This window comes from Actinomadura sp. NPDC049753, from assembly GCF_040674655.1.
Lineage (GTDB): Bacteria > Actinomycetota > Actinomycetes > Streptosporangiales > Streptosporangiaceae > Spirillospora > Spirillospora verrucosospora.
This window is the reverse complement of record NZ_JBFARL010000253.1, coordinates 1-10,358: the sequence shown is the minus strand read 5'-3', so window position 1 is coordinate 10,358 and position 10,358 is coordinate 1. Positions and strand designations below refer to the sequence as shown.

Here is a 10,358-nt window from a genome sequence, read left to right as displayed (position 1 = left end):
GCGGCGGCCAGGCTGAGGGTGTACTGCGCGACGTTGAAGGCGATGCGGTGCGGGGAGCGGGAGCGGAAGATCCCGCAGGTGATCACGGCGACGGCGCCGCCCTCGGCGGCGCCGCCGAGGCCGTCGCGGTGGGGTCCCTGGACGCCGCGGAGGCCGCTCTCGCGCTGCTGCGCTCCCGTGACGCCGGGCGCGCCGGGCTGGTCGTCGGCGGCGGGGCGCCCGTGCGGGGGGAGCGGGTAGCGGCTGCCGACTACGCGATCGACGCGGTCAGCGTCCCGGACTCCGTGCGTCCCGCGTTCGAGCATCTGCTGCGGGACGTGGTCGTGGTCGACGACGTTCCCGCCGCGGCGGCGCTCGTGCGCGGGGAGGCGTCGCTGCGGGCCGTCACGCGGGACGGGGAGCTCGTCGGGACGCACTGGGCGCAGGGCGGCGGCGCGGGCGGGGGGCAGAGCCTCCTGCAGATGCGCGCCACGCTCGACCAGGCCACCGAGGATCTCGCCGCGGCCGAGACCGCCGCTGCCGCCGCCGCCGACGGGCTCACGGAGGCGGTGGAGGGCGAGCACGCCGCGCAGGCCGCCGTGGAGGCGGCCGAGGCCGCGGCCGGTGACGCCCGGGCGGTGGTCGACCGCGCGCAGGCCGAGCTCGATCGCGTCCGCGCGCGGCTGCGGGAGCACGACGCCCAGGCGGCGCAGGAGGCGAAGCGCGCCGCCCGCCTGGAGGCCGACGTCCGGGCCGCGCGGGGGGAGGCCGAGCGGCTGACGAAGGCCCTCGACGCGGCCGGGGAGTCCCTCGAACGCGACACCGAGGCGGCCGAGGAGCTGGCGGTGCGGCTCGCCGAGGCCGAGGAGGCCGCGGAGGTCGCCGACGAGGCCGGGCACGACACCGAGGCGCGCGACGAGCTGAACGCCCGCTGCCAGGAGCTGCGCACCGCGGAGATGGAGGCGCGGCTCGCGGTCCGCACCGCCGAGGAGCGCGTCCAGGCCATCGCCGGGCGCGCCGACGCCCTCGAACGCGGCGCCCGCCGGGAGCGCGAGGAGCGTTCCCGCGCGGCGCAGCGCCGCGCCCGCCGGGAGGAGCAGGCCCGGGTCGCCAAGGCCGTCCTGCGGGGCGCCCGTGCGGCGCTGGAGCGCATCGAGCACTCGCTCGCCGCCGCGGTGCGCCGCCGCGAGGCCGCGGAGCAGGCCAAGGCGGCGCGCGAGGCGGAGCTGAAGGTGGTCCGTGGGCAGGTGCGCGAGCTGTCCTCGACACTCGAACGCCTCGTCAACGTCGTGCACGGCAACGAGGTCGCCCGCGCGGAGCAGCGGCTGCGGCTGGAGCAGTTCGAGCAGCGGGCCCTGGAGGAGTTCGGGCTGGAGGTCGAGGCGCTGGTGTCGGAGTACGGGCCCGACCAGCTCGTCCCGGCCGACCCGGACAAGGGCGAGGACGCGCCGCCCGTCCCGTACGAGCGGGCCGTCCAGGAGAAGCGCGCCAAGGCCGCGGAGCGGCAGCTCAACCAGCTCGGAAAGGTCAACCCGCTCGCGCTGGAGGAGTTCGCCGCCCTGGAGGAGCGGCACGCGTTCCTCACCTCCCAGCTGGAGGATCTGAAGAAGACCCAGCGCGAGCTGCTCGGCCTCGTGAAGGAGGTCGACGACCGCGTCCAGCAGGTGTTCGGCACCGCCTACGAGGACACCGCCCGCGAGTTCGAGCGGATCTTCGCCCGGCTGTTCCCCGGCGGCGAGGGCAGCCTCTCGCTGACCGAGCCGGGCGACATGCTCACCACGGGCGTCGAGGTCGCGGCGCGTCCGCCCGGCAAGAAGGTGAAGCGGCTGTCGCTGCTGTCGGGCGGCGAGCGGTCCCTGGTGGCCATCGCGTTCCTCGTCGCCGTGTTCAAGGCGCGCCCGTCCCCGTTCTACGTGCTGGACGAGGTCGAGGCCGCGCTCGACGACACCAACACCCAGCGGCTCATCACGGTCTTCGAGGAGCTGCGCGAGTCGTCACAGCTCATCGTGATCACGCACCAGAAGCGCACCATGGAGGGCGCCGACGCCCTCTACGGCGTGAGCATGCGCGGCGACGGCGTCACCCAGGTCGTCAGCCAGCGCCTGCGCGACCTCGACTGACCGGCCGCGCGGGTCACGGCTCGGAGGCGGGCGTGAAGAGGTAGCCGCGCACTCCGGTGTTGCCGCACGAGGCGAGGATCGTCTCCAGCCCCCCGCTGATCCGGATGTCGACGCCCATGCACATGCCATGGTCGCGGGTCGCCTCCGGCACGATGTCGAACAGCTGCCCGCCCTTCACCGGCTTGCCCGCCGGCGTCAGCCCGAACCGCTGCAGCGGATCGTCGTCTCCGCACTCCTTCATGTGCAGCGTGGCCCGCTCGGTCTTCTCGTCGAGCGTCGCGCACCACAGCTTGCCCTTCGGCGTCCACGCCTTCAGCTGGAACGTCCCGGCACTGCCGGGGACGGAGGCGAGCCGCATCCGCTGGAGCCTGTCCTCCGCCACGCACTTGTCCTGCGCCAGCTGCGGGCTGAGCTCTTCGTCCGGGAGGATCGACAGGCAGTCGCCGGTCCGCTCGCCGTTGACGGGCATGATCGTGTACCACCCGGCCGGGGGCGGCGCCGACTCGGTGGACGCGCCCGGCGAGGCCTGCGGCCGGTGGGGCTTGCCTCCGTCTCCACCGCCGAACACCCCCGCCAGCGTCGTGACCACCACGCCGAGCGTGATGATCGCGGGCGCCGCCACGAGCAGCGACACCGGGCGGCGGTCGGCTTTCCCTTTCCCGCGCGGGGACTTCTTGCGGTGCCGCGGGCCCGGCGGCGACGCCGCGTGCCGCCCGGAGGAGCCGCTTCCGGAGGAGCCGCTCCCGGACGCCGGGGCGGAGGCCAGGGCCGGGGCCTGGACGGGGGGAGGAGCGAGGGGAGGAGCCGGGGTCGGCGGCGGAGGCGCCGCGGGGCCGAGGTTCAGCGCAGGCCGTCCCGCGACGCGCCGGTCGGCGTCCGCGCCGCGCCGGTCGCCTTCCATGACGGCGGGGCCGCACAGGCGGTCGTAGACCCGCAGCCACCGCTGGCGCTCGTCCGGAACGAGGCCGCATGTGGCCACGAAGGAGGTCACCAGCCCCCGGCTCGGCAGCGTGTGCCCGCTGAGGAGCGCGTCAAGCCCGGAGGGGACGACCACGCCGTCGGCGTTCATTCGCTCCTCAAGCTCGGAAAGGGGCAGACCGGACCATTGCTGCAGGTGGCGCATGAGGTCGAGCAGATCAGCCGGATCATGCGCCTCCTCCGGCTGCGGGACCGCTCTCGGAGCCGGCACCGGTGTCCTCCCGCGAACGGGAACGCTTGTTCTCGTAGGCATCGTAGCGATCTCCTCGTCCGGAATGACTAATGTTCGCTATGCGGTCTTTGACAAGATCAATGGCGTCATGACTCGGCGCTCGTCAACTGGAGGGGCCCCCGCGATGCCGCGCTCCGGTGCATCCGTTCCGTCTGCCTTGCGGCGTTCTGTCGAGACCAGGGTCGGGACCACGTTCGTCCTGCTGATGCAGCTGCGCGTGCTGGTCATCGGGGTGACCGTGGTGGTGGACGGGCAGGTGCGCGGTGACCCCTGGGCGCTCGGCGTGCTGGTCCTCGCGGCCGTGGTCTCCGGCGTGGTGCTGGCGGGCTGGGAGAAGGTCGTGCTGCGGCTGTTCGAGCAGCCCGCGCTGCTGGCCTTCGACGTCCTCATCGGCTACGCGGTGCTGCAGGTGGGCGGGATCTTCGGCCCCTACTTCCTCGTGACGGTGGTGACCGCCGGTCTCGCCGGGCTGCTGTACCGGTGGCCGGTCACCGCGCTGCTGTGCGCGCAGCAGGCCGTCCTGTACTACGCGGCGCTCTACCGCAACGCGCCCTCCGACGACGTCGGGGACATCGCCATGCCGCTGCTCGTCATGCTGCCCGTCTTCTACGGGGTCGCGGCGCTCGTCGGCACGGTGCTGCGCCGCCTGTTCGACGAGCACGCCGCCGCCGAGGAGACGCGCTGGCGGATGGAGGCGGAGGCGATGGCCGCCGAGGAGCGCACCCGGCTGGCCCGCGAGATGCACGACTCGCTGACCGCGACGCTGTCCGGCATCGCCCTGTCGGCGAACGGCCTGCCCGGCTGGGTCCGCAAGTCCCCCGACCGCGCCGAGCGGGAGGCACGGCGCATCGCCACCGCGGCCCAGGTCGCCACCCGCGAGGCGCGCTCGCTCATCGCCGAACTGCGCGACGACTCCGCCGGCGTCCCGCTGGGCGACGCCGTGCGGGTGCTGGCGGGGGAGTGGGAGGGGCGCACCGGCGTCCCGGTGCGGGTGGACGCCGAGGCGGGCGCGGACCTCCCGGCGCCGGCGCGGCGCGAGATGATCACCATCGTGCGGGAGGCGCTGGAGAACGTGGGGCGGCACGCGGACGCGTCCCGCGTCGACATCGTCACGGCGGTCAACGACGGCGACCTGGAGGTGCGCGTGCGCGACGACGGCAAGGGCATGTCCAGACGGCCGGACGACCCCGGCTGGCTGGACGAGCTCACCCGCGGCGGCCATTACGGACTCGTGGGCATGCACGAGCGGGCCAGAAGGGCGGGCGGCCGGCTGGCCGTGCGCTCCGTCCCGGGCGGCGGCACCGAGGTCACCGCGTCGATGCCGGCGGCGGGCCCGGAGTCCGAGCCCGCGCGGGCCGCGCTCGGGAGCCGGTGATGGACGAGCCCGTGCGGTACCGCGTCATGGTCGTGGACGACAACGCCTTCATCCGCGCCGGCCTCACCTCCGCGCTGGAGGCCACGGACGACATCGAGGTGGTGGGCGAGGCGGGCGACGGGCATGAGGCCGAGGAGATGGCCTGGCGGCTCGTGCCCGACGTGGTGCTTCTCGACGTCCGGATGCCGCGCGTCGACGGGGTGAGCGCCGCCGCCGCGCTCAGCCGGACCAGCCGCGTGATCATGCTCACCCAGGTGGAGGAGCCCGAGGTGATCCTGTCGGCCGTCCGCAACGGCGCCGTCGGCTACCTCGTGCACAACACCTTCACGGTGGACGAGCTCGCCGAGGCGATCCGGGACACCGTCCGGCACCGGGCCCACCCCCTCTCGCACGCGGCCAGCGCCGCGCTCATCGACGCCGCGCGGACGGGCCGGCCGGCGGCGCCCGCGGCCGATCCGGCCGAGCAGCGCGCGCGGTTCGGCCTTTCCGCCCGCGAGGTCCAGGTCATGGATCTGATCGTGCGCGGTCATGCGAATCATGACATCGCGGCCAAGCTATTTCTCACCGAGAAAACCGTCAAGAACTACATCAATCGCATTTATGCGAAACTCGGCGCGCCGAACCGGGCCACGGCCATCGTGACCTGGCTCGGGATGCCTCCCGGCGGCTGAGCAGGGCCTCCGCGATTGGGGCCCGCGACCCCCGCCGCTAGGGCCCTAGGGCCCTAGGGGCGCCCGCCGGCCCCGCATAGCGTTCCGGTGAACGAAGTGCATGAAGGACGGCGTCTTTATGGCCGGGCCTTCGCCTAATTCGTCGCCCGGAGGAACGCCATGCTTTTGCCGACCCGAAACAGAATGGCCATGATCACCGGCGGGGTCCTGGCCGCCGGTTGCTCGTTCGCGCTCGCCGCCGCCTCGGAGGCGGGCCCGGACCCGGCTCCCGCCCGCGCCGTCGGGTCCCTGGAGAGGTCCGCGCCCGCGATCGCCTACGGGAAGCCGGGCCCGCGGGCCCACGAGGACACCTGGGACTCCGCGAAGAAGAAGCCTTCCGCGACCGCGGCGCGGCGCTACGGGTGGGGACGCCCGATCGCCTCCGACGGCTTCCGCGCTTTCGACCGGCGCGCCTGGGAGGTCTACACCGGACCGGGCAACGGCGGCCGCGGCCGCCGCGTCGCCAAGGCGGTGAGCGTCCGGAACGGCGTCCTGCGCATCACCGGCAAGCGCAACGGCGACACCGGGGGCGTCGCCTGGATGAAGGGCGCCCAGAAGCAGGGCCGCTGGGAGGCCCGCGTCAAGGTGAGCCGCGGCTGCGCCTGCTACAACGCCAACCTGCTGCTGTGGCCGGTCGGCGGCGGTGGCGGCACCGACCCGCAGAACGGCGGCGGGGAGATCGACTGGATGGAGACCTACGGCGACAAGGGGCTGCGCAACGGGACCAACTTCTTCCTGCACTACGGGCCCGAGAAGGAGTCCCAGCGCCTGAACTCCCACCTGCGCATCGACCTGACGAAGTGGCACGCCTTCGCGGTGGAGTGGAACTCCAAGGGCGTCACGGGCTACGTGGACGGGCGCAAGTGGTTCCACACCTCGAAGCGGGAGGCCCTGCCGCCCGGGAAGATGGGGCAGGCCATCCAGCTCGACTGGTTCCCGCAGATGACCAAGCTGACGACCAAGGGGGTCAGCCGGACGGCCGACGTGACCCTCTCGGTCGACTGGATCGCCATGTACCGGCCCTGACCGGCGGGGCGTCCGGTGTCATTCGACGATCTGCCAGATCTCCCCGTTGTGGCGCAGGGTGAACTCGCCCTGGAGAGTGCGCTCGGTCATCGATCCGCTCGTCCAGTGCAGGGCGGAGAAGGGGATGACCGCCTCCTCGCCCGACAGGCGGCCACCTTTCACGGTCAGGGTCCGGAGGGCCTGCCGCTCCTGCGGCCGGACGAGGTGCGGCGTGTTGCGCACGCCGGCCGGGCAGTCGCCGCGGAGCGCCGGACCGCGGACGAAGGCGCCGTCCTCCGCCACATAGCGGCACACCGCCTGGTCACCGGAGGCCTGGCCGCGCAGGAACGCCTGGAGCGCGGCCCGCGCGCCCTCGATCCCCTCCTGGGCGCCGGGGTCGGTGTCCTCCTGCGCGGTGGCCGACGGCGACTGGGACGGAGGTCGGAACACCTCATCACCGCCGTCTTTGTCGTCACCACCGCACCCCGACGTGAGAAATGTCGTCGCGAGCGCCGTGACGGCGAGCGCCCCGACGGCGCGGGAGGTGAACCGAAGAGCCATGGTGTGCCTTCCTCAGGGCGAAGATGTCGGCCCATTGTCCGAACGCCGCCTTTCCGGGTGATCAGGCGGCAGCCGAAGATTAACGCCTTGACCGGGGGAATGGCCAGTGACCGCAAGATCACCAGGTCAGGGGCGGTGGGCGCCCGTCCGGTCGGCTCCCGCCGCCGCGGCTCCCTTTTCCTTCTGTGCTGCCTCAGGCGCCCGGACAGGAAATGCGGGGCCGCCCTGCTCGGCTCGCGCCGAACGGATGCGGAGCGTTAAGGCGTGATTATCCCGTGAGAAGAAGCAGGAAAGGGCGGCCGGCGGGACGCGGCCCACGTTATGGGCGGCGCTCCGTTGTGCGCCGGGCCGAATGCCCTCTCGTCTTGGTGGTGGAACTCGGTGGCCACCGTTTCGGGGGTGACCGGCGAGGTCGGCGGTCCCACCGCTCTCGGTGAGGTCCGGCGAGGTCAGGGGGTCGGCCGGAGCCGGTCGCGGGAGGCCCGCCCAGGGGAGGACGGCTGGGTGCTGCGGTAACAGGGGCCCGCGGCGCCCAGTGCCTCCGGTCCGGGGCGGGGGACGGCCGCTTTCGCGGTCGTCGTGACACGTGTCACATTCCCCTTGGAACGTGACACCGCCCAGTGCTCACCATTTCGGGCGGGACGGCGGGTGCGGTCTCCGTCGTATTCCCCCGGCCTATAACCGATTGGAGACTTCACGTCCGCGCCGGTGACGCGTATTCGGAGGGGATCGGCGTGCACCGACCGTGATGGTCCGGCGACGCTGGCGGGCTTGTGTGACCTGGGGCCATCCACTACCCATATGGCCCTGCGGTTCTCCGGCTCCCTCACCGGACTCCCCCCGTCCGGTACGGAGAACCGCCGGAGAGGTGCGACCCGTGGATCCGCAGAAACTCAAAGCCAATTTCGCTCTGGTGGCCGCGAACGGCCTGGACGTCGCCGAATATTTCTACGCCGACCTTTTCGCGCGGGACCCGCAGCTCAGGCGGATGTTCCCCGCGTCGATGGCCAAGCAGCAGGAGGTGCTGCTCGCGGCGCTGTCCCAGATCGTCTCGACCGTGGACGACCCCGACGCGCTCGTCCCCTTCCTCACCGACCTCGGCCGCCGCCACCACGGCTTCGGCGTCATCGCCGAGCACTACGCGCCCGTCGGCGCCAGCCTGCTCGCCACCCTCGCCCACTTCAGCGGTCCGGACTGGAGCGCCGACCTCGAACGCGACTGGACGGCCGCCTACGGCGTCGTCGCGCAGGTCATGACGGAGGCCGCGGCGGAGCCCGTCGCCTGACCCGTGGACTCCCAGCGACTCAAGACCAGCTTCGCGCAGGTCGCCGAGAAGGGCGACGCCGTCGCGCTGTTCTTCTACTCCGACCTCTTCGTCCGCAACCCCCACCTGCGCGACATGTTCCCCATCGGGATGAGCGGCCAGCGCGACAAGCTGCTGCGCGCCCTCGGGCACATCGTGTCCCAGGTGGACGACCTGTCCAACCTCGTCCCGTTCCTGCAGCAGCTCGGACGTGACCACCGCAGGTTCGGCATCGTGGCCGAGCACTACCCGCATGTCGGGGCCAGCCTCCTGGCGACCCTGCGGCACTTCTCCGGGCCGGCCTGGACCGACGACATCGAGAGCGACTGGAACGCCGCCTACGGCCTCGTCGCCAAGGTCATGCTGGAGGCGGCCGACGAGAACGCCCTCAGCAGCCCCGCCTGGTGGAACGGCCAGGTCGTCGCCGTCGAGCGCCGCCGGTTCGACATCAGCGTCCTCCGGATCCAGCCCGACCGGCCCCTGCCGTACGCGCCGGGCCAGTCCGTCGCGCTGGAGGTGCCGTCCCGGCTGCGGCACTGGCGGTACTACTCGATGGCGAACGCGCCGCGCCCCGACCACTCCGTCGACTTCCACGTCCGGCTGGTGGACGGCGGTCCGGTGAGCCCCGTGCTGGTCCGCGGGACCCAGGTCGGCGACCGCGTCCGCATGGGCGCCCCCATCGGCACGCTCACGCTGGACGAGAGCTCCCCGCGTGACGTCCTGCTCGTCGCGGGCAGCACCGGCCTGGCCCCGCTCAAGGCGATCCTGGAGCAGATATCCCGCCGCCCCGTCCCGCCGCGCGTGCACCTGTTCTTCGGCGCCCGCAGCCGCGACGGCCTCTACGACCTGGAGGACCTGGCCAAGCTGGCGGACGGGTTCCCCTGGCTCACCGTCGTCCCGGCCGTGTCGGACGAGCCGGGCGGGCACGGGTTCTCCTCGCTGCTCCATTCGGGGGACGACGGCGTCGAGCACGGCAACCTGTCCGACGTGGTCGCCAGGCGCGGCCCCTGGGACGGTCACGATGCCTACGTGTGCGGGCCGTCCGTCATGGTCGGGCACACCGTCGAGCAGCTGGCGCGGCTCGGCGTCCCCCGTGACCGGATCCGCCTCGAAACCTTCACCGACGCACAGAGGTGAGCGCGTTGAACTCCCCGAACCTTCCGGTCGTCTCCGAGGGGTCGCGGCTGACCCCGGGCGAACTCCAATCGGTGGTGTTCGCCCGGGCCGCCCTCGGACGCCGCGGATACGACGAGGAGCAGGTCCGCAACTTCCTGCAGTACGTGGAGCGGGAACTCGTCAAGATCTTCACCGACAAGGCCGCCCTGGCCGACGAGGTGAACCGGCTGCGCGCCCAGGCGTCCTCGGGCGCCCGCGGCGTGATGGCGCCCGAGGACGCCCACTTTCAGGCCGTCCGCATCCTGTCGCAGGCCCAGCAGACCGCCGACCTGTACGTGGCGGACGCCGAGCGCTACACCAGGGAGCTGGCGCACGAGGCGAGGCTGCACCGCGAGGCGATCCTGTCGGACGCCAAGGGCCGCGCGGAGCAGATGATGGAGGACGCCCACCGCAAGGCGGCCGCCGTCGCCGAGGCGGCCGTCCGCACGGCCCCGCCGCAGCCCGCGCCCTCGCAGCGCTCCGAAACCCTCCCGGACGGAGAGCGCCTCGCCCTGGAGCGCGAGATCGCCTACCTGCGGACCTACAGCGACGTCTACCGGACCCACCTGCGCTCCTACCTGGAGGCACTGCTCCGCAACGTCGACGAGTGGGAGTCCTCCGAACGGGCATCCCTCCCTGGGGGTAATGCCTGATCTACCGTCCCGGCGCGGGCGCCGGAACGCTCGGGAGTCCCGCGCGGTTGCGCGCCCGGCCGGGCTCGCCGCATGATCGGCGGGCCCGGCGCAGCGTGTTCGCGCGGGAGTGCTCGTCTGGAAAACTGGGGGCGTTATGGAATATGTGATCGTCATCGCCGTGCTGGCCGTGATCGCGCTGATCATCGGCGAGCGGCCGGCGACGCCATGGAACGTGCCATCCGGCGCGGCATGGCCGCCGGGGCGCTGGCGACGACCAGACCCGGCGCGAGCCCGTCCCTGCCCGG

Annotated in this window: 9 protein-coding genes; 7 read left to right on the top strand and 2 right to left on the bottom strand. The window is 72.9% G+C overall.

Annotated features, from left to right (window positions below):
• On the top strand, positions 1–2,099 hold a 2,099-nt coding region (locus AB0K37_RS37095), incomplete at its 5' end, for an AAA family ATPase (RefSeq protein ID WP_363989475.1).
• 13 nt (positions 2,100–2,112) lie between these two features.
• On the opposite strand, the gene AB0K37_RS37090 is transcribed toward AB0K37_RS37095, so the two are convergent.
• Entirely contained in the window at positions 2,113–3,288 is a 1,176-nt protein-coding gene (locus AB0K37_RS37090) for a hypothetical protein (protein WP_363989473.1), read from the bottom strand.
• Between the two features lie 178 nt (positions 3,289–3,466).
• Here AB0K37_RS37090 and AB0K37_RS37085 point away from each other — a divergent pair, with 178 nt between their 5' ends.
• From AB0K37_RS37085 to AB0K37_RS37075, 3 genes are all read left to right on the top strand, one after another.
• Complete coding sequence (locus tag AB0K37_RS37085) at positions 3,467–4,684, top strand: histidine kinase (RefSeq protein WP_363989471.1); 1,218 nt, start codon at positions 3,467–3,469, stop codon at positions 4,682–4,684.
• Entirely contained in the window at positions 4,684–5,355 is a 672-nt protein-coding gene (locus AB0K37_RS37080; RefSeq protein ID WP_363989468.1) for a response regulator transcription factor, read from the top strand. The genes AB0K37_RS37085 and AB0K37_RS37080 overlap by 1 nt, the downstream gene beginning before the upstream one ends.
• 183 nt (positions 5,356–5,538) lie before the next feature.
• Positions 5,539–6,420, top strand: coding sequence for a glycoside hydrolase family 16 protein (locus AB0K37_RS37075; protein WP_363989465.1), 882 nt, complete (start codon positions 5,539–5,541; stop codon positions 6,418–6,420).
• 18 nt (positions 6,421–6,438) lie between these two features.
• Here the strand turns inward: AB0K37_RS37075 and AB0K37_RS37070 are convergent, their stop codons facing one another.
• On the bottom strand, positions 6,439–6,960 hold the full coding sequence (locus AB0K37_RS37070; protein WP_363989462.1) for a hypothetical protein: 522 nt from the start codon (positions 6,958–6,960) through the stop codon (positions 6,439–6,441).
• A gap of 877 nt (positions 6,961–7,837) precedes the next feature.
• On the opposite strand from AB0K37_RS37070, the gene AB0K37_RS37065 reads away from it, so the two are divergent.
• The 3 genes from AB0K37_RS37065 to AB0K37_RS37055 are packed head-to-tail and all read left to right on the top strand — an operon-like array spanning position 7,838 to position 10,071.
• Positions 7,838–8,245, top strand: coding sequence for a globin domain-containing protein (locus tag AB0K37_RS37065; RefSeq protein WP_363989459.1), 408 nt, complete (start codon positions 7,838–7,840; stop codon positions 8,243–8,245).
• A 3-nt stretch (positions 8,246–8,248) separates the two neighbouring features.
• Positions 8,249–9,400, top strand: coding sequence for a globin domain-containing protein (locus AB0K37_RS37060; RefSeq protein ID WP_363989456.1), 1,152 nt, complete (start codon positions 8,249–8,251; stop codon positions 9,398–9,400).
• 5 nt (positions 9,401–9,405) lie between these two features.
• Positions 9,406–10,071, top strand: a complete 666-nt coding sequence (locus tag AB0K37_RS37055) for a DivIVA domain-containing protein (protein ID WP_363989453.1) — start codon at positions 9,406–9,408, stop codon at positions 10,069–10,071.
• Positions 10,072–10,358: the final 287 nt, after the last annotated feature.

Bases quoted from the DNA above. Each gene is read 5' to 3' on its own strand.
- AB0K37_RS37080 (WP_363989468.1), top strand. From the start codon at position 4,684: ATGGACGAGCCCGTGCGGTACCGCGTCATGGTCGTGGACGACAACGCC.
- AB0K37_RS37075 (WP_363989465.1), top strand. From the start codon at position 5,539: ATGGCCATGATCACCGGCGGGGTCCTGGCCGCCGGTTGCTCGTTCGCG.
- AB0K37_RS37070 (WP_363989462.1), bottom strand. From the start codon at position 6,960: ATGGCTCTTCGGTTCACCTCCCGCGCCGTCGGGGCGCTCGCCGTCACG.